This is a genomic window from Rhodococcus sp. PD04 (assembly GCF_035918275.1).
Lineage (GTDB): Bacteria > Actinomycetota > Actinomycetes > Mycobacteriales > Mycobacteriaceae > Rhodococcus > Rhodococcus rhodochrous.
Genome location: NZ_CP142144.1, coordinates 1 through 19,968, shown reverse-complemented (window position 1 = coordinate 19,968; position 19,968 = coordinate 1). Strand labels below are relative to the sequence as shown.

Below are 19,968 nucleotides of genomic sequence, written 5' to 3'. Positions count from 1 at the left end.
GAGAAACAAGCGCCCTTCACGGATCAGCCTTCTGCCGGTTCGAGGACCAGGGTCTTCGAGTGTGAATCTCGCTGAAGTCCGATCAGTTCTGCGCCAGACCGTATGCCGCGTGCAATGCGGCTGCGCTGGGATTCTGGGTGATCGTCCTGCCGTGCAGGTCCCGGTACATGGGATAGTTCAGCAGCTCCGCGGTCAACTCGACTGTCTTGGTGTCGGGGTTGATGGCCAGCGCGCCTGCATCGAGTAGGCGGTGAATGTCGGATCGTAGAAGCAGACCGCTGTCGACGTCGTGGGTTTCGTGCCGGGCGAACGGAACGAGGTGTGCTGCTTCCAGCGCCTCGGCTGGGCACGGCCCGGTTACGGCGCAGGACAGTCCGTACTTGCGGAGCAACGCGGTTCGAAACGCACCTTGGCCTAGGCGTGCCTGGATCTCTGCGCGTCGTCGTCCGCCCGGGATGGACAGGGGTGGGACCGGCGCCGTGGCTTCGGGCAGTGCGACACTGACTCCGGTCAGGAGATCGACGATCCCTTCAAGATCACAGGGGCGGATTGCGTTCTGTGCAACCCCGGACAACCACGGCTCGAGCTGCGAGTAGGCGATGGCGCCGTCCAGCGCCTGCCATTGCGTGCCATACCGTGCGACGTACTCGGTGACGGGCTCGTAGACGTCGAGTGGTTCTGGGAAGCGCGCTCCGCACTTCTTGTTCGTACATACATAGTGGCCTGCTCTTTTGCGGTGCTCGATTCCCGTGCGCCGGCAGGTCGGGCACCGCCTCCTCTGCTTTTCCCCTTCCTTCTTCTCGATCTGGTCGATGCGGGAAATGCCCATCACCACGTCGTCTTCGCGGATCAGAACGGTGTCACCGGCCTGCACCTGAAGGTGGTAGGCAACACCACTGTCGTAGGAGTACTGGCTACCGAGTACGTCGTCGTAGCCGGTGTTGCTCTGCCAACTCGTTTCTCCAGTCTTTGACGTGAACAGCCATACCTTCATGCGGCGACTCTAAGAATCGCCTCCGACATCGTCCCTACCAGTGGTGGTGGTGGCAGTGGTTGCAGATGCGGGGAGCAGGACGATCCGTGCATGGGAGTTCGAGGTGTAGTTGATGCGTCTGTGCACCTTGCAGCGACTGCAGCGTGGGGTTCTGACTAGCTTGCAGGTGGGTCAGCGGCGGTAGTTACAGTGATGCGACCCAGACAGAACGGACAGCGATGAGTTCGGAGATCGAGTACATCACCAGCGCCGAGGACGCTGAGGAAAACGCTGCGGAGAAGATGCGCGCGATGGGGTTCACAGATGCTCAGGTCACTGGTCCAGGAGCCGATGGCGGCATCGATGTGTGGTCCCGCAAAGCTGTCGCTCAGGTGAAGTGGCGAAGCGCGCAGACCGGCCGACCCGAACTACAGCAGTTGTACGGTGCGCGCGCTGGCGACCACGACCAACGGCTTCTGTTCTTCACCGCGTCGGGCTATTCGCAGGCGGCGATCGAATATGCCAAGTCGGTCAAGATGGCCCTGTTCACCTATGACCCGTTGGGTGAGCTGACGCCCTGTAACAAGCGGGCGCGGAAGTTGCTCGCGGCTCCGGTTTCCGCCGATGAGTCCTTCGCCTCCGCTCAGGCTGTTGAACCGTTCGAGGTGACTTTCGCGTCGAAATCGAGCGCACCGAGTAGCAGCGGTGGAGGGGGATGCTTCGAGACGGTCGGCAGTCTCATCGCGCTGAGTTTGATCGTGAATTTTCTGACCATGCTCTTCTCACCAGAGAGCGAGACGGAGTTCATCATCGCGATAACGCTCCTTGTCATCGTTGTGGCTCTCGGCATTACCTACGTGCTTGTGCGCCGCCGGCTTATGGCACAGGGACGTGAAGCTATGGAGCAGCGGCGTGAAGTGTTGCGCCTAGAGAGCGAGAACTCGGACGATTAGCTGCCAGTCGGAGACGAAAGTATGACCGGCGATCTCGGGGAAAGAGACGACCCGCGAGGTGGACGCACTCAAGCGAGAACTCTCGACGGCAGTGACCGAACAACTCAAGAGCAAAGGATTCAGCCAATCGGATATCGCCGCGATCTACGGCGTGACTCATCAAGCTGTTTCCTTGGAATCTCAAGACCTACGGAAGTGCTCTGTCCACGAGGCAGATCGTCAATCAAGCGTGGCCCTGGAAGACTGGCCTAGGACATGACACGACCGTTCCATATAAACGTCTTCGGGACCATGGTGAGTTCGTGCGAACTGAAGGCAAGGGAATGAGTGACGACAAGGTCAAGAGGCTTCGTTCCTGGTGGAGGAGACTCCGCGATGAGAACATCGTCGTCGAGTTCGATCCCACCCTGCCGCCGATCAAGGGGGTCAGTCCTCATAGCTGCAAGCGGACATGCCAATCTCCCTATAGGCGGACAGGTTCGTCCCTGCTGACGGACAGCTGATCTCCCTTCCGATGGACACGGGGGCCGGCGGTGTGTCGGTCCTGACACAGACGCCCCTCCGGGGTTTTGCTCGAGGTCTTCGACCACCTACGAGCAACTCCCACCGGAGGGACGCATGAAGAAGTCTGACAGGGACATCATGGAAATTCTCGAGGCCTACGACACCACCGGCAACGCGCACTCCGCAGCGCAGCTGGCCGGGGTCGATCCGAAAACCGTCCGACGCTACGTCGCCGCCCGAGACGCCGGTATGCCGCTGACCGGCCCGTCGCGACGGCCACGCATCATCGACGACTACATGCCCAAGATCGAAGAATGGGTCGAGCGCAGTAAAGGCAAGGTCCGCGCCGACATCGTCCACGAACGCCTCGTCGATCTCGGTTTCGACGGCACCGAACGCACCACCCGACGCGCCGTCGCAGATGTGAAAGCAGCATGGCAGGCCGGCCATCGCCGCACCTATCGACCGTGGATCACCGAGCCCGGGTTGTGGATGCAGTTCGACTGGGGCGACGGCCCGAAAGTTCCTGGCCCGGGCGGGGTTCTACGCTCGACCTTGTTGTTCTGCGCCTGGTTGGCATGGTCCCGCTACCGGGTGGTGATCCCGGTCTGGGATCAGACGTTGCCGACGTTGATCGCGTGTCTCGACGCCACGGTGCGTCGCTTCGGCGGAGTCCCGACCTACGCGTTGACCGACAATCCGCGCACCGTGAGCATCGATCACATCGCCGGAATCCCGGTGCGGCATCCGCAGATCGTCGAGACCGCCCGCCACTACGGCATGACCGTGCACACCTGCATCCCTTACGATCCGGAATCGAAGGGCGGCAGCGAAGCAACCGTCAAGATCGCCAAGGCCGATCTGGTGCCCACTGACGCGAATCTGCTGCCGGACTATGTGTCGTTCGTCGAACTCGAGGCGGCCTGCGAGCGGTTCTGCGCCACCGTCAACGGCCGTCGGCACCGCGAAAGCGCCCGCATCCCCACCGAGGCGGTGGCCGAGGAACGCGCCCGCCTGCACACCCTGCCGGCCAGCCCGCACACCCCGGCACTGGGCACCACCCGCAGTGTCGGCACCGACCAGACGATCCGCTTCGGGTCAGTGCGGTATTCGACCCCGCCCGGGTTGGTCGGCTCCGAAGTGTGGGTGCGCGTTGCCGGCACCGAACTGGTCGTCGTGGCCGATCTCGATGCCCTGCCCCGGGTTCTGGACTGGGCTGAGAACAGACGGGGTTTGAGTGAGGTTGCCCGGCATCTGCTTTCGACACCGGGCAACCCGCAGATCGACCCGGCGCATTATCCCGATCATCCGCAGGATCCGGACGGGTCACCGAAGCCGCCGGTCCCGAAGGCTCGCTCCGCGGCCGAGGCCCGGTTCCTCGACCTCGGCCCCGGTGCGCACACCTGGTTGATCGCCGCGTCGGCGGCCGGGACGGTCCGGATCCGGGCGAAGATGACCGGCGCGGTCGAGTTGGCCGCATTTGTCGGCGCCGCCGCCGTCGATGCCGCGTTGGCGGTCGCGGCCGAGGCCGGCCGCTTCGCCGACGGTGATCTGCCGGCGATCGTCGCGCATCACACCGCCACCGCAGCCGAGACCGGGCTCGTCGTCGCCGACGAGGCTCATTCGGTCCAACCCGGCACCGCGGCCTGGGCGGGATTCGGTGCCGCCGGAACCGGAGTCGGGTCATGAACGCCTCTGCACCACCACTACCCGACGATCTCATCGCCGTCCTCAAACGGATGCGGCTACCGTATCTCCGCGCCGCCGCACCGGAGGTGCTGGCCACCGCCAAAGCGCAGCGATGGGATCCCACCGAGGTCCTCAAGGTTCTTCTCGACGAGGAGGTCCGCGGTCGGGATGAGGCGACGAAGGCGATGCGCCGAAAAACTGCAGGGCTTCCCGCGGGCAAGACGTTTTCCTCCTGGCGCGAGACGGATTCGTCGATCCCGCTACCCACCCAGCACGCTCTGGCCACGTTGGAGTGGGTGGGGCGTGCCGAGAATCTTGCGGTCAGCGGGCCGTCGGGAACCGGCAAGACCCACTTCGTCGAGGCACTCGCGCATGCGGTCATCGACGCGGGGATGCGGGTGTCCTGGTTCAGTCTCGAATCGTTGACCGCCGCGATCGGGCGGGCTGCGGTGGACGGATCGATCACCAAGACCATCACCCGCATCACTCGCGCCGAGATGATCGTCGTCGACGATATCGGCATGCTGCCGTCGGGGCAGGCTGCTGCCGAGGCGTTCTACCGTCTCGTCGACGCTGCCTATGAGCGGCGCAGCGTGGTGGTGACCAGCAACCTCCACCCGTCCGGCTTCGACACGATCATGCCGAAGACCCTAGCCACCGCCGCCGTCGACCGATTGCTGCACCATGCGCATGTCGTGATCACCGAGGGCACCTCACTGCGGCTGCAGGACGCCACCGCCGGACGCGGGGTGATGCCGTTGACCTGACCTGGTGCGGGAGATCGGCTGACCGCCGACAGGGAGATCAGCTGTCCGCGCGCAGGGACATGACCTGTCCGCCTACAGGGACGCTCTCATGTCCCTTGACAAATGCCCTCCGGGACGTCCCGACCGCACGAAAATTCCGCTTCCGGCTTTCGACCCTGATGCCGTTTTCTGGAACTGGTCGTCCTGCCGTTTCGGCATCGGCAACGAACTTCTCATCTACGTGATGAAGGCCCGTCCCCTTTACTTCGCTCTTCTGCCCTGCTTGCGATCCCTGGAACGTGTACCGGTCAGTCCGCAGAGTGCGCTGTAGTCCTGTCCAGCGGGTGAGGGGGGCCGCTACCTCTCGATCCTCGGGTGGGAAGTCGATGGGGTTCTCGGCCTGGATTCGACCGGCTGGTCATCGAGTTCGAGGAGTCCCGACCTCGGCGCGCCGAAGCAAGGCGGCAGGCCGATGCTTCCCGAAGTCCGCTCTGCGCGTCCCTCCATCGACCTGCCAACGCTCACTATAATCCACGGTATCGAACGTATGTGCGAAAATCGTACACATGGCGTCCTACGAGCGCGCTCCGAAGTTCTGCCCGAACGGGCATCGACTGGGACCGAAGCGCGTGATAGTGGGATGGACGGCCTGCCGGTGCGAGTCGTCTCTGCGGCCATCAGGTGCGAGAGGTCATCGCACCTACAGATGCGTCGAGTGCGCGGCCGAGATCCTCATTCCTCCCCATACCGGACCGCGGCCGTTCGGGGTGCAGTGGCTCTCGCGGGAACCGAAAGAACGGTGAACTCCTTTGTAGGGGAATCACTCCCGGGTGCAGCGGAAGTTTTTCGGCTGCATGTAGAACGCGATGCCGACGTCCGTTGCGCGGATCGCGGACGTGGCCGACGGGTGAAGCCGTCAGCTATCGGGCCCGACCACGCACAAGGGCGGGGAGCTCGCCGGTCCAGGACGGACTGTGTGCATCAGCGCCTGGTTGCTCTACGACGTGCTCGCGTTCGTCTACAACCGGCTCGGCGTCGGTGTCCTCGTCCGGACCGTCTGACGTCCGGAGCCGGAACGGCCGGCGGCATATAGCGGAAGATTCGCTGTAGTGCCGGGCAGGCCCACACCTCCGGTCGTAGAGTCGGGCGCATGAGAGCCCTCCAGTACACCGAGATCGGCTCCGAGCCGGTCGTCGTCGACCTTCCTACTCCGGCGCCCGGGCCGGGTGAGATCTTGTTGAAGGTCACCGCGGCCGGGTTGTGCCACTCGGACATCTTCGTGATGGACATGCCGGCGGAGCAGTACGCCTACGGTCTTCCCCTCACTCTCGGTCACGAGGGTGTCGGCACCGTCGCCGAACTCGGTGACGGCGTCACCGGATTCGAGACGGGGGACGCGGTCGCCGTGTACGGGCCGTGGGGCTGCGGTGCGTGCCACGCGTGCGCGCGTGGCCGCGAGAACTACTGCACCCGCGCCGCCGAGCTGGGTATCACCCCGCCCGGTCTCGGCTCGCCCGGGGCGATGGCCGAGTACATGATTGTCGACTCGGCGCGCCACCTCGTCCCGATCGGGGACCTCGACCCCGTCGCTGCGGTTCCGCTCACCGACGCCGGTCTGACGCCGTACCACGCGATTTCGCGGGTCCTGCCGCTGCTGGGACCCGGCTCGACGGCGGTCGTCATCGGGGTCGGGGGACTCGGTCACGTGGGCATCCAGATTCTGCGCGCGGTCAGCGCGGCTCGCGTGATCGCGGTCGATCTCGACGACGATCGCCTCGCGCTTGCACGCGAGGTCGGCGCCGACGCGGCGGTGAAGTCGGGCGCCGGTGCGGCGGACGCGATCCGGGAGCTGACCGGCGGTGAGGGCGCGACGGTGGTGTTCGATTTCGTCGGCGCTCAGTCGACGATCGACATGGCGCAGCAGGTGGTTGCGATCGACGGGCACGTTTCGATCGTGGGCATCCACGCCGGCGCACACGCCAAGGTCGGCTTTTTCATGATCCCGTTCGGGGCCTCCGTCGTGACCCCGTACTGGGGCACCCGGTCCGAGTTGATGGAGGTCGTGGACCTGGCCCGCGCGGGCCGCCTGGACATCCACACCGAGACGTTCACCCTTGACGAGGGCCCCACGGCCTACCGGCGGCTGCGCGAGGGCAGCATCCGCGGTCGCGGCGTGGTCGTCCCGGGCTGATCCCCAGAATGCACTTGGCCTCCTGGATCGCCTTCGTCATCTGGATGCCGCGGGGGTACGCGTCGGGGCAGTTCACGGTGGTGCGGCAGCGCCACACGTCTTCGACGTCGTTGAGGATGTCGAAGACGCTCGGCGGCGCCCTCGTCGCGGCTGTCGAAGATGAACCGGTGCGCGTTGACGATGGCGGCGGGACCGAAGTAGCTGCAAGTCGAATTCGGCCCCGACCGTGCATGTGCCGTTCGAGCATCTTGATGCGGTGGACGTGGTTTCGGTGGCGTCAGAGCTGTAAGGCAGCGTCAGTGCATGGTGGCGACGAGCCGACAAGCGACAAAAGGTTCTGCTGCAGTTAATTATTCGCAGCCGATACCGTCGTTGTCACGGTCCAGATGCGAGCCGTAGCCCGGTTCGCCGATGTACACCGGCGCGGCACCCGCGGCCCGCGCAGCGGAGCAATTCTTGTAGTACACACTCGACGGGGCCTCCACGACCGGCGGCGGGGTGTACACGAGGGGTGGGGTGTGGACCGGCTCCGGGGTGTACACCGGAGGCGGCGTATAGGTCGTCGGCGGAGGTGTGTACACCGGCGTGGGCGCCACGTAGGGAGTGGTCGTGGGGGTCACACTCTGCGTCGGCGGGGGCGCGACAGCGGGTGCAACCCGGGTCGTCGTCGTGATCGGCGCCGTCGTCGACGCCCGCGGTGTCGTGGTTGCCCGCGTCGTTGTTGTCGCAGCAGGTGACGTTGTCGTTGCGACGACCGAGGTGTCCACAACTGGCGACGCCTCCTGGTCGTCTCCGGCGGCGTTCCCCAGGACTCCGATAGCGAGTACGGCGGCTGCGCCCGTGCCGGCAATGATCGGCCACTTCCTGCGACCGCGCGGCTTATGTGCCCCTGCATTCGGATCGTTCGGTCCGCCCGGGTACTGGCCTGTTGAATTCATGGGAGTCCTGTTCTGCGTACGCACTTACATGCAGATCGACGGCCCACGTCGACGTGTTACACAGCCCACAAGCAAACACGGTGCGATGGTTGGATGTTCGACACAGATGATCGCGGACAGCATCTGGATGAGACGGCGAGCGAACCTCCCCCGTGCCGGCCGTGGCGGGTGGCGGTCGACGGGGACGGGGAGGCACGCGACGGCGCTCAGGTTGCGGAGTTGACCGCGTGGATGCCGGAACTCACCCGCGCAACCCGGCCGGGTCCGCAGGACTGACCTGACGGGAGGCGGGTCATCGTCCGCCGTGACCCGGGGTGCAACTGTGGCACACCGATACCCACGGCTGGCGGGTCACGTGTTCAGCGACCACACCCGCGGTTCCGGATGGACGTTGCCGATCCTCGAGGTCCGGCACCGGCAACGCGCCCGCGCCGAGGACCGCCTCCGCGCCCTCAAGAGCATCGGTATGCGCAACCGGCCGTTTCACGGTTTCGCGCAGAACCAGATATGGCTCGAAGTCGTTTGCCTTGCAGCCCACCTTTTCGCCTGGCTGCAGATCCTCGGCTGGGGGAGAGAGGGCGCAGCGGTCCGCCGGCAGGAACCGAAACGGCTACGCCTGCGGATACTCGCCGTCGCCGGCCGGATCATCAACATCGGCCGCAGACTACTGCTCCGACTTCCGCGAGGCTGGCGCCACAACCACCTCATCGACACCGCCACAGCCGCGGCGAGCACGGTGCGGTGAGCTGGCCGGAGCAGACCTTCGGCCGGGGGCTCGATATTCGGCATCAGTCGGGCAACACCGCCGACGCCAGTCGTTCGAGCTTGCGGCGGGACTTTGAATCGGAGTCCATGGCGAGATCGGCAGGGGTCTGTCCAGCAGGGAGGCGAGGGGAGGGGCTGAGCCACCACGAGGCGACACCCCACGGGTCCGCGGCGGCATCCACCCGTGCATTGACCGCGGCGACGACGTCACGAACCGAGGCTGTGGCGTCGTCGAATTGAAAAGCCGGATAGCGGTAACTGTTACCGACGGGCAGGGCTACGACCTTGCCCGCGGCGCGGAGCCGGGAGGCAACCGAGCGATCTGCTGGATCACGCCGCAAGACGGCTGCTACCTGGGCGGCGGTCAGCATGGGGCGGTCGAGGATGTGACGGCGCGCGGCCTTCTCGAGTTCGGCCTGTTCGATGGCGTCGTCGACCAGGTAGGCGCCGAGCTCGGCAGCTTGACTGCGGTCGGTCAAGGTCGGTGCCATCGCCAGCAACGCCGTCACTTGGTTGCGCACCAACCGCATGTCCGGACGGCTGGCGAGTTCGGAGGCAAGAACGTCGATCAGCTCCGTGTTCGACAAGTCCGACAAACGGCGGCGCGCATCCGGCGTGATCGGAGCGTGGTGGCGTTCGGCGACATGCAGGTGCTGGGCGGCAGCGGCGATCGTCGCTCAAGGCGCGCGATGGCCGGCAAGCTTCGGATGCCGTTTACGGACGGTCGACCGGGTGAAGGGACATCGAACGCTCCTCGCTACGACTGCACCGATATCGAATAGCGTTGCATATGTAGCGTCGAGCGATGGATACGCCCGCCCCCTTAACTGTCCGTGTCGTCCGAACGGGTGAATCTGCGGGTGACTTGCCTACTCACCGGTAACAAGTAGGTCCTTCTCGCCGGTGTTCGGTATGTGAATTGGGTTTTCTTGCTGGTCGTCGTGTGGTTCGCGGTGTCGGTGACCGTCGCCGTCCTCTTCGGCCGCGTCATCCGCACCCGCGACGAACGGGAGATCCCACGTACCGAAACGACACGGAGTCTGTGCCTCGCTGGCGACAACGTCCCGATCGAGCACCGGTATACCCGCGAGCCTGTATGCGACCCCTGAAGGTCAGGTCCGTGGCGTCAACTTGATGATGGCCCTTTCGTGATCGGTCTCGGTCTGTGCAGCTCGCGAACTGTGGATTGCCGCTGATCGGATTCATGCCTGTTTTTGCTCGGTACTGCGAAACTGCTCGGCTCGGACGTCCATGGTGCGCCCGTCGACCTCGGGACGCGCCTTGTCCGACTGGTGCCGGGGTGGAAGTGCCACCTCGATTGGCTGCCGCCCCGGCTGCCGAGATCGCGGTCGGCCCTGAAGGCAGTGAAAGCGACTCCCTGACAATGAGGTCCGTATCGATCCGAACCTCCCGTTCGGTGGGGTGATTGCCCCTTCGAGTCGGGTGGGGGAGGCGGATGCAGAGCGCTCGTCGACGAGCGGGCTCCCGGTTTGCAGGGGCGTTCCCCGCATCCGCCTCACCTTCGGACGCCTGCGCGGCGAACGGAACGAGAGCGGATCCGTGGCTTCGGCGCGTACCTGCCGGGCATACGGTTGTTCTCGGCGGGGGAGCGATAGGCTTCGAAGTCGTACGCGTGAGTGTCGAGGAGAATCGTTGAGCACCCTGCAGACCCTGGATCGTGGTCTTCGTGCGCTGGACATCGTGTCCCAGCGACCCGGTGGGGTGACAATCGCCGAGCTCGCTGCCGAACTGGACGTCGCCCGAGCGATCGGCTACCGGATCGTGGCCACCCTCGAAGCGCACTCACTCGTAGCGCGCACCGACGACGGCCGCATCAGGCTGGCCGCAGGAGCGGCGCTACTCGGATCACGCTTTCGACCGCGCCTGCGGGAAGTGGCCCAGCCGCTGCTACGCGAGCTCGCGCAGCAGACCTCGGCGACCGCATTCCTGTCGACCCTCGAAGGCGACGAGTGCGTGGTTATCGCTGTGGCCGAACCCGATTCGGGAATCCTGCGTGTCGGCTACCGGCTGGGCACCCGCCATCCCGTCTCGCGCGGTGCGGCCGGCATCGCCATCCTGGCCGGCCGCCCCGCATCCGATGACGACACCGACGCGATCCGTCGGGCGCGGGCGGACGGGTTCAGTATCACCGCCGGGGAACTCGAGCACGGCGCGGTGGGGGTCGCGGCCAGTGTGCGGACCTCTCCCGAGCAGGACGGGGTGGGCTTCGAATCCAGTGTCGGGGTCGTCGCCATCGAAGGGCTCGACACCGATCGTGCCGCCGCTGCGGTGATGGACACGGCAGCGCGGATCAACGCGCTGCTCAATATCTGACCGGGGATCCTTCCCGGTCTTCGTGGGGACGCTCGTGGAGAGCGTCCCTTTTTGTGCTCTCGGCACGGAGATATGACCCGGCGTTGACGGCGAGTGTGACCGCCGTTACCGTAGCGATGTGCGTTGAACGAACAAACATGTTCGTTATTAGTAAAACCGCAGTTCGTAGCTGGGAGACACATCATGACAAGCCAGGTGGACGGCACCGTCCTCGACACCTCCGACTCGGCACCCGAGAGTCGATGCCCCATCGACCACATCGCCTTCACCTCCCCGACCGGCTGCCCCGTCTCCCCACGCGCAGCCGCCTTCGACCCCTTCACCGGGCCGTACCAAGTGGACCCGGCCGCATCTCTGCGTTGGTCGCGTGACGAAGAGCCCGTCTTCTACAGTCCCGAACTCGACTACTGGGTGGTCACGCGCTACGAGGACGTCAAGGCTGTCTTCCGCGACAACGAACTGTTCTCGCCCGCGATCGCGCTCGAGAAGATCACCCCGACCTCCGAGGAAGCGAACGCCGTCCTCGCCCGCTACGGCTATGCCATGAATCGCACCCTCGTCAACGAGGACGAACCCGCGCACATGCCGCGCCGCCGCGCGCTGATGGAACCGTTCACCCCCGCCGCACTCGCTCACCACGAGCCGATGGTGCGCCGCCTGACCCGCGAATACGTCGACCGCTTCATCGACACCGGACACGTCGATCTCGTCGACGAGATGCTCTGGGAGGTTCCGCTCACCGTCGCACTGCACTTCCTCGGGGTGCCCGAAGAAGACATGGACACCCTGCGCGAATACTCGATCGCGCACACCGTCAACACCTGGGGGCGCCCGGCTCCCGAGCAGCAGGTCGCCGTCGCCGATGCTGTTGGTAAGTTCTGGCAGTTCGCCGGCACCGTTCTCGACAAGATGCGCAAGAATCCCGACGGGCACGGCTGGATGCCGTTCGGTATCCGCGTCCAGCAGGAACAGCCGGATGTCGTTACCGATTCCTACCTGCACTCGATGATGATGGCCGGCATCGTCGCCGCCCACGAAACTACCGCCAACGCCTCCGCGAACGCCTTGCGGTTGCTGCTCGAACACCGTGAGGTGTGGGAGGAGATCTGCGCCGACCCGAGCCTGATCCCCAACGCCGTCGAAGAATGCCTGCGTCACTCCGGATCGGTCGCCGCGTGGCGGCGTCTCGTCACTGCGGACACCACGATCAACGGTGTCGCCATTCCTGCCGGGGCGAGACTGCTGATCGTCAACTCCTCTGCGAACCACGACGAACGGCACTTCGACCAGGCCGACGACTTCGACATCCGGCGCGACAACGCCAGCGACCACCTCACCTTCGGGTACGGCAGCCACCAGTGCATGGGAAAAAACCTCGCACGCATGGAAATCCAGATCTTCCTCGAAGAACTCACCCGCCGCCTGCCCCACATGGAACTGGTCCCGGACCAGGAATTCACCTACCTGCCCAACACCTCCTTCCGCGGACCCGACCACGTATGGGTGCAGTGGGATCCGGCGCGCAACCCCGAACGCACCGACCCCACTGTGTTGTCGCAGCGACAGCCCGTCAAGATCGGCGAACCGTCGAAGAACACCATCGCCCGCACCATGGCCGTGACCAACCTCGAACCCGTCGCCGACGACACTCTGCTGATCACCCTGCGCGACACGAGCGGGCGGCCGCTGCCGAAATGGTCTGCCGGATCGCATATCGACCTCGACTGCGGCACCGTCTCCCGTCAGTATTCGCTGTGCGGTGATCCGAACGACCGCACCACCTTCCAGATCGCGGTCCTGCACGACCACGAGAGCCGGGGTGGATCCCGGTGGATCCACACCGAACTCGCTGTCGGCGACACCCTGCGCGTGCGCGGTCCCCGCAACCACTTCAAGCTCGACCCCGACGCGAAACGCTATGTCTTCGTCGCCGGCGGCATCGGAATCACGCCGATCATCGCGATGGCCGATCAGGTCAACGCTGCCGGAGGCGACTACGAGATCCACTACGCCGGACGCTCACGCACCTCGATGGCGTTCCTAGGCCGCCTCACATGCGACCACGGCGACCACCTCCGGCTCTATCCCAGTGACGAAGGCACCCGCATGAACCTCGAGGCTCTGTTCGCCGACCCGGACGAAGGCACCCAGATCTACTCCTGCGGACCCGAACGCCTCCTGACCGCACTCGGCGAGGCCACCGCGCACTGGCCCGACGACACCCTGCACGTCGAACACTTCTCCTCCACCCTCGAAGCCCTCGACCCGGCCAAGGAACACAGCTTCGACGTGGTGCTCAAAGACTCCGGCATCACCGTCCCCGTCGCCGCCGACCAAACCGTGCTCCAAGCCCTGCGCGCGGCCAACATCGACGCCCAAAGCGACTGCGAAGAAGGCATCTGCGGCGCCTGCGAAGTCCCCGTCCTCGACGGCGAGATCGACCACCGCGACCTGGTCCTCACCAAAACCGAACGCGCCGCCGGCAACACCATGATGACCTGCTGCTCCCGCGCATGCGGAAACACGTTGACCCTCCAGCTGTGACACCCCGCCGCACCCTCACAACCTGATCCGAAAGGCACGACATGACCACCATCGAGCAGTCGGGCACGCCGTCGGTCCCACCGGACTCCGGCACCCCGACCACCAGAACCCCCTTCAAGCGGGTTCTGGCCGGCAGCATGGCCGGCGCCGTCCTCGAGTGGTACGACTTCGCGATCTACGGCATCCTCGCCGCGACCGTCCTCGGCCCACTGTTCTTCCCCAGCGGCAACGCCGTCGCCTCCCTGCTCATGGCACTGGCCACTCAAGGCCTCGGCTTCATCGCCCGCCCCCTCGGCGGCATCGTCTTTGGACATCTCGGCGACAAATTCGGGCGCAAACCCATCCTGGTCACCACCTTCCTGATGCTCGGCGGCGCCACCGCCGCAATCGGCTTGCTGCCGACCTACGGCCAGATCGGTATCTGGGCCACCGTCGCCCTGGTGGTGCTGCGCATGATCCAGGGCTTCGCTCTCGGCGGTGAATTCGGCGCCGCGGTGATCCTGGTCAGCGAATACGGCGAACCCAAGCGTCGGGGATTCTGGGCGGCATGGCCGCAGTCCGGAGCTCCGGCCGGTACCGTCCTGGCCACTGTCACGGTCGGCATCCTCGCTCTTGTTTTCCCCGGTGACGCCTTCGACAACTGGGGCTGGCGCGTGGCGTTCCTGCTCGCCGTGCCCCTGCTCGTCATCGGCTTCCTGATCCGACGGGGTGTCGAGGAGTCCCCGGTCTACCAGGCCGCGCAGGAGAAGGCCGAGTCTGCCGAGAACAAGGCTGCGCGCAAGGAATCGTCGAGCATCATCGAAGCTTTGCGTAAGCCGCGCCCGCTGCTCCACGGCCTCGGCATGCGCCTGGGCGAGAACATCGCGTTCTACGTCTACACCATCTTCGTCATCGCCTACGCCACGACCTATTTCGACTACACCCGCGGCGCAATCGTCACCACCGTCGCCTTCGCATCGGTCTGCCAGTTCCTCGGAATGATCGGTGGCGGATGGTGGTCCGACCGGGTCGGACGCAAGATCGCGATGCTCGTCCCCGCCATCTCACTGGTCATCTGGGCACCGATCTTCTTCGCCCTGGTGCACACCGAGAACATGACCGCCCTCGGTGTCGGCGTCTGCGTCGGCGCATTGCTGCACGGCATGCTCGCCGGTCCTGAGGCTGCGTGGATCACGGAGCTGTTCCCCACCAAGTACCGCTTCGCCGGCTCCTCGCTGGTGTTCCAGGGCTCGTCGATCATCGCCGGCGCCCCGGCACCGTTCATCGCGGTGTGGCTGGTCGACCGCTTCAGCGCCACCGCCGTCATCATCTACCTGGTGATCACCATGTCCATCACCGTGATCGCCGTGGCCACCAGCCGCGAAACCAAAGGTGTCGACCTCGACAAGCTCGACAACCTCTACTGACACACCTCACCAAGCCCCACCCGCGCCGACCCCGGCACCGGTGGGGCTTGGTCATGTCAAAGATCCGCTGATCTCGCGTCACTCGCCTCCACGAGACCACCCGGCCGTGCCGGTGCATGCACCCCTGGTGACGCGGCGGCTGTGCGACGAGATCGCATGCCGGCACGAACTCGTCCCACCTCCGTATCACCAGGGCTGATCTGTCGGTGCGACCGTGCCCGTGCCACACATGACGCCCGAAACCTGATCGACCCGTAAATCCTCCGTGGCGCACTCGACCAGTCACCTACTTGGTGAATCGGCATCATCTCGAGAACAATTCGCGTCCCCACCCCAGCATGGAACTGGGACCGTTAGGACGCCGCCACCGAGAAGGAACACCCCGTGCCTCACTCCGCGCTCATTACCCCGGGAGACGACCGATCACCGGTCCTCATCCACGTCCCGCACGCCTCGCGCATCATCCCCCTTGAACTGCGCCCAGACCTGCTGCTCACCGACGTCGAGCTCGCCGCCGAACTCGACGAAGCCACCGACGACATCGCAGCTGCCGCACTGCGCGACACCCGCCTGAAACCGACGAGCGTGGTCAGCACCCTCTCCCGGTTGGTGGTCGACCCCGAACGATTCCCCGACGCCAGTGAACCGGCCAATGCGTTCGGTAGGGGAGCGGTCTACACCCGTACCTGCGCCGGCGCGCTGCTACGCACCGAACCGTATCCCCGCACCGCCCACCTGATCGACACCTATTTCCGTCCCTACGCCGACGCTGTCACCGCAGCAGTCGACGACCGCCTACACGTGTGCGGGTGCGCGGTGATCCTCGACCTGCACTCCTATCCCGCCACCCCATCCAGCTTCGAAGACCCCGCCGCCGAACGCCCAGCACTGTGCATCGGCACCGACACCGTCCACACCCCCGACTGGTTGACCGACACCGTCCGTGGCTCGTTCGCGTCCCTACCCGAGATCGACCAGATCGCCGAGAACACCCCCTACGCGGGAAGTTACGTGCCGCTGCGCCACTACGGCCGCGATCAGCGCGTGTCCTCAGTGATGATCGAGCTGCGCCGCGATGTCTACCTCACCGACCCCCGCACCCCCGACGACGCGCGCGTCGACCAACTCGGCCGCGCCCTCGCCGTCCTTATCGACGCGATCACCGCACAGGTGGCTGCCGATGTGTAAACCCAAACCCGGCCCGCGCTGCACCCCGCACATGCGTGCCCGACTCGCCAAAGCCGTAGCCCGCGTCGAGGTGGCACGCACTCGGCTCGCCGGCAATCCGACTCACGTACGGCTGCAAGACCGACTCGCTGCAGCCGAAACCGAGCATGCCCAGACCTTGGCGTTGTACGACGCCACACCTGGCGGCCAGAGTGAACTCCGCGTGGCCATCGCTACCACCGCCGACCTGACCACACGGCACGCGCTGACCGAGCGCCTGCGCGATGCTGAAAAATTACGAGCTGAACAAACCGACGCACTGCGCCGCGCCCGCGCAGGACAGACCCATAAGGAAGGAACTGACGATGTACAACGAGGAACCGATGACTCAGGAACGCCGACAAGCATTCTGGAGGACGTTCGGGTGGAGCCCGGACCTACCGGAGGACCAGCGCAAAAAGATCGAGGAGTACTGGAGCGATCCGGAGATCGAGGAGGCCGAAGCACTCGGCTTCTGATCAACGGCCAGCAGATCACTCCGCTGGCCACGCACACATTGCCGGACTCCGTACGCGCGTCCCTTGAATCGCGCGGCCTGTCCGCGCCGCCCCTACATGAGCTGGCACCGACCGATTCGGGGGTCTACCGCGGACAACTGCTCGAATTGACCCGTAAGAACCCACATGCCGCGTCGGTCTCCGTCTACGACGAGGACGAGTACCGACAAATGCGGTTGTTGGTCACCGACGACGGCAAGGCTGGTGTCGCGATCAAAGGCGACGAGGTGGTGTCCGCGTTCGCACACAAAGATTGCGCACATCCCCGCGCTGCCCGCGCGATGCTCCGCCATGCGACCGCGCTCGGCGGCCGTCGTCTCGACTGCTTCGACACCGTTCTTCCCAAGTTCTACGCCGACGCCGGGTTCGTTCCTGTTGCGCGATTGAAATGGAACGACGACTATGCCCCCGACGGGTGGGACTACGACACTTTCCGACGCTTCAACGACGGCCGTCCCGATGTGGTGTTCATGGCATACAACCCTCACCGCGTCGATGGCTACTACACCCCCGGCACGGGGGAGTACGTCAATGATTACGACGACGGCATCGCCCGCGCGCAGCAGTACCGCAGCACCGATCAGCTGTGCCGGGCACTGAGACGCAAGTCCGTCCCCTGACAGGACTTGCCAGCTCGACTCTCACTTCGTAGTCCCAGTGGTGCAGCGCAGTACAGTGCTACGAGGCACGGTTCGGCGATCACACGTGCTGCCTTGCTGTAGATCGTGGTGAATCCTGTTGGCTAGTAGGGGAATCGCCATTAGCGCACCGTCGCCCCGAACCCCCGCTGAGCGCGCTTTCCGGTAGGAACCTGTCCGAGACGGCCGGCGGGCTCCCGTTCTGTGCCCGACCTGCTGATGCGTCACCCGGACGACGTCCCCACCTCGTGTCCGCCTCCAGCGACACACTGCGCCGGCAGTCCCGGCCTTGCCGGTCGAGACCGTTGCTCGGGTGGCCGGGACAGCGGCCCGCTTCCGCTCCGAGTCGACCCGCTGCAACTACGCCGCCGACATCGACACCTTCCGAACGTTCAACGGCGGCCCACCGGACGTGGTCTTCATGGTCTACGACCCCGACCACGTCGGGAGCAAGTACACCCGGGGGACGGGAGAGTACGTCGATGACTACGACGACAGCATTGCCCGAACGCAGCAGTATCAGCTGCGCTGAGCGGCGGTGGCCACCACATGTGGGGAGCGCGCATCAGTCTGATCGGGACTGTCTGAATAACGGTGGATCCGGGTTGGCCTGACACGCCGAGCAGCGAGCTTGGCGGGAAGGATCGACCATGACGGAAACACTGGAGCCCATGGCGGACGAGGTGAACCAGCTGGAGTTGGCGCAGCAGCTGCTGGCCCAGGCCAAAGAGCAGGGCATAGAGCTGATGGGCCCGAACGGACTGCTCGGGCAGTTGACGAAGAACGTGCTCGAAACCGCCCTGGATGCGGAGATGACCGAGCACCTCGGCTACGAGAAGAACGACCCGGCCGGACGCGGCAGCGGCAACTCCGCAACGGCACCAGATCGAAGACGGTGCTCACCGAGATCGGCCCGGTCGAGATCGACGTCCCGAGGACACCGACTCGAGCTTCGAACCGAAGATCGTGCGCAAACGGCAACGGCGGCTGACCGGCATCGACGAGATCGTGCTTTCCCTCAGCGCGAAAGGGCTGACCACCGGAGAGATCTCGGCGCACTTTCAGGACATCTACGGAGCGTCGGTGTCGAAGGACACCATCTCCCGGATCACCGACAAGGTGCTCGAGGAAATGACCGAATGGCAGAACCGGCCCCTCGATCGGGTATATCCGGTGGTGTTCATCGACGCCATCCACGTCAAGATCCGCGACGGTCAGGTCACCAACCGACCGATCTACGTCGCGATCGGGGTGAGCGTCAATGGCGAACGCGACATCTTGGGGTTGTGGGCCGGCGACGGCGGGGAAGGCGCGAAGTTCTGGCTGGCGGTGCTCACCGAGATCAAGAACCGCGGAGTCGCTGATGTGTGCATCGTCGTCTGCGACGGGCTCAAGGGTCTGCCGGATGCGATCAATACGGTGTGGGAACTGGCGGTGGTGCAGACCTGCATCATTCACCTGATCCGCAACACTTTTCGGTTCGCACCACGTCAGCATTGGGACGAGATCTCCCGCGATCTCAAGCCGATCTATACCGCTCCGACCGAGGCCGCGGCCAAGGAACGGTTCGTCGAGTTCGCCACCAAATGGGGGCCGAAGTATCCGGCGATCGTGCGGTTGTGGGAGAACGCCTGGAGCGAGTTCGTGCCGTTCCTCGACTACGACATCGAGATCCGACGGGTGATCTGCTCGACGAACGCGATCGAGTCGATCAATGCCCGCTACCGGCGGGCGATCCGCGCCCGTGGGCATTTCCCGACCGAGCAGGCCGCGCTGAAGTGTCTCTATCTCGCGACGCGGGCTCTGGACCCCACCGGTCGGGGTAGGGCACGATGGGCGATGAGGTGGAAGCCTGCCCTCAATGCCTTCGCGATCACTTTCGAAGGACGCATCAACTAACCGATGCCAGGCCGGATCCACCGTTTATCGGACACTCCCCGTCCCGGCGGAACTCCTCCGGGTAGTGAGACTGGCGTCCCATGTGAGCATCCCTCCTGGTTCTTGTACGAACCATTGTCAGGGTGTCCACTCCCAGGGGGCATCCTCAGTGGTGCCGGCGGGTGTGGGTGGGGTCGGTGTAGGGGGTGTGTGGGGTGGTGGGGGCGCGGTGGAGTGCTGTTTTCGGCGTGTTTTTGAAATGTGTTGTGAAGCAATGCTTGTTGTGAATCATGTTGGTGTGCAAGGTTTCACTGCTGTAATGCGCATCGCGAGTCTGTGATATCGGGTTATATCCTTGCTGTGTAACGGAATTGGTGTTTAGTGGCGTTTTGTGTCGTCTGGTGCCGACTTCGGGTGTGGGGTATGATGGGAGCATGATGTCGGGACGGGGAGTCAGCAGCGCGGCGGTGGTGTGTGCGGCGCGCGCAGCGCGTCCCGGTCTGTCGTTGCTCTCGGGTGTGGGATGTGAGGTGACGATGAAAAATGTTGGTGCGCATGAAATCTCGCTGTCGAGCGGAGCGCAGCGACGCGGGGGACGGCAATGTAACTGGACTCCCGCTGAGCCGCGCAGCGCTCCCGAGCGGGGAGCGCAGCGACCCGCCCGTTCCCGGCGCGGAGCGCGGAG

At 65.0% G+C, this 19,968-nt stretch carries 13 protein-coding genes and 3 pseudogenes; 12 read left to right on the top strand and 4 right to left on the bottom strand.

Going from position 1 to position 19,968, the window contains the following annotated elements; all coding sequences use genetic code 11:
* Window positions 1-82: 82 nt before the first annotated feature.
* Window positions 83-994 (bottom strand): HNH endonuclease, encoded by a 912-nt coding sequence (locus U9J23_RS24515; RefSeq protein ID WP_106201759.1) that lies wholly within the window; start codon window positions 992-994, stop codon window positions 83-85.
* A gap of 218 nt (window positions 995-1,212) precedes the next feature.
* Here U9J23_RS24515 and U9J23_RS24510 point away from each other — a divergent pair, with 218 nt between their 5' ends.
* The 4 genes from U9J23_RS24510 to U9J23_RS24495 all read left to right on the top strand — a co-directional run bounded on the left by U9J23_RS24510 (window position 1,213) and on the right by U9J23_RS24495 (window position 7,056).
* Window positions 1,213-1,926, top strand: a complete 714-nt coding sequence (locus U9J23_RS24510; RefSeq protein ID WP_106201758.1) for a restriction endonuclease — start codon at window positions 1,213-1,215, stop codon at window positions 1,924-1,926.
* 618 nt (window positions 1,927-2,544) lie between these two features.
* Entirely contained in the window at window positions 2,545-4,119 is a 1,575-nt protein-coding gene (gene istA / locus U9J23_RS24505; protein WP_326603059.1) for an IS21 family transposase, read from the top strand.
* Window positions 4,116-4,886 carry an IS21-like element helper ATPase IstB gene (gene istB / locus U9J23_RS24500; RefSeq protein ID WP_159418243.1) on the top strand — a complete coding sequence of 257 codons (771 nt, stop codon included), beginning with the start codon at window positions 4,116-4,118 and terminating at the stop codon, window positions 4,884-4,886. Before istA ends, istB begins: the two co-directional genes overlap by 4 nt.
* 1,129 nt (window positions 4,887-6,015) lie before the next feature.
* Window positions 6,016-7,056 (top strand): NAD(P)-dependent alcohol dehydrogenase, encoded by a 1,041-nt coding sequence (locus U9J23_RS24495; RefSeq protein WP_272269939.1) that lies wholly within the window; start codon window positions 6,016-6,018, stop codon window positions 7,054-7,056.
* Window positions 7,057-7,069: 13 nt separating this feature from the next.
* On the opposite strand, the pseudogene U9J23_RS24490 reads toward U9J23_RS24495, so the two are convergent.
* A pseudogene (locus U9J23_RS24490) lies at window positions 7,070-7,259 on the bottom strand (succinate dehydrogenase iron-sulfur subunit); the annotation flags it as partial.
* 147 nt (window positions 7,260-7,406) lie between these two features.
* Window positions 7,407-7,676 (bottom strand): excalibur calcium-binding domain-containing protein, encoded by a 270-nt coding sequence (locus tag U9J23_RS27795; RefSeq protein ID WP_442802293.1) that lies wholly within the window; start codon window positions 7,674-7,676, stop codon window positions 7,407-7,409.
* A gap of 447 nt (window positions 7,677-8,123) precedes the next feature.
* Between U9J23_RS27795 and U9J23_RS24480 the strand changes: the two are divergent.
* Window positions 8,124-8,739, top strand: a pseudogene (locus U9J23_RS24480) (transposase); the annotation flags it as partial.
* Between the two features lie 43 nt (window positions 8,740-8,782).
* Here U9J23_RS24480 and U9J23_RS24475 read toward each other — a convergent pair.
* Window positions 8,783-9,346 (bottom strand): hypothetical protein, encoded by a 564-nt coding sequence (locus U9J23_RS24475; RefSeq protein WP_272269938.1) that lies wholly within the window; start codon window positions 9,344-9,346, stop codon window positions 8,783-8,785.
* A gap of 1,066 nt (window positions 9,347-10,412) precedes the next feature.
* On the opposite strand from U9J23_RS24475, the gene U9J23_RS24470 reads away from it, so the two are divergent.
* From U9J23_RS24470 to U9J23_RS24440, 7 genes and pseudogenes are all read left to right on the top strand, one after another.
* Window positions 10,413-11,093, top strand: coding sequence for an IclR family transcriptional regulator (locus U9J23_RS24470; protein WP_138998870.1), 681 nt, complete (start codon window positions 10,413-10,415; stop codon window positions 11,091-11,093).
* A 183-nt stretch (window positions 11,094-11,276) separates the two neighbouring features.
* Window positions 11,277-13,637 (top strand): cytochrome P450/oxidoreductase, encoded by a 2,361-nt coding sequence (locus U9J23_RS24465; RefSeq protein WP_326603050.1) that lies wholly within the window; start codon window positions 11,277-11,279, stop codon window positions 13,635-13,637.
* Between the two features lie 41 nt (window positions 13,638-13,678).
* Complete coding sequence (locus U9J23_RS24460) at window positions 13,679-15,043, top strand: MFS transporter (RefSeq protein ID WP_272269930.1); 1,365 nt, start codon at window positions 13,679-13,681, stop codon at window positions 15,041-15,043.
* Window positions 15,044-15,427: 384 nt separating this feature from the next.
* Window positions 15,428-16,231, top strand: coding sequence for an N-formylglutamate amidohydrolase (locus tag U9J23_RS24455; RefSeq protein WP_326603048.1), 804 nt, complete (start codon window positions 15,428-15,430; stop codon window positions 16,229-16,231).
* Window positions 16,232-16,433: 202 nt separating this feature from the next.
* Window positions 16,434-17,387, top strand: coding sequence for a hypothetical protein (locus U9J23_RS24450; protein ID WP_272269927.1), 954 nt, complete (start codon window positions 16,434-16,436; stop codon window positions 17,385-17,387).
* Between the two features lie 331 nt (window positions 17,388-17,718).
* Window positions 17,719-17,937: a hypothetical protein gene (locus U9J23_RS24445; RefSeq protein ID WP_272269924.1), complete on the top strand. Its 219-nt coding sequence runs from the start codon at window positions 17,719-17,721 to the stop codon at window positions 17,935-17,937.
* Between the two features lie 118 nt (window positions 17,938-18,055).
* Window positions 18,056-19,304 (top strand): annotated as a pseudogene (locus U9J23_RS24440) (IS256 family transposase).
* Window positions 19,305-19,968: the final 664 nt, after the last annotated feature.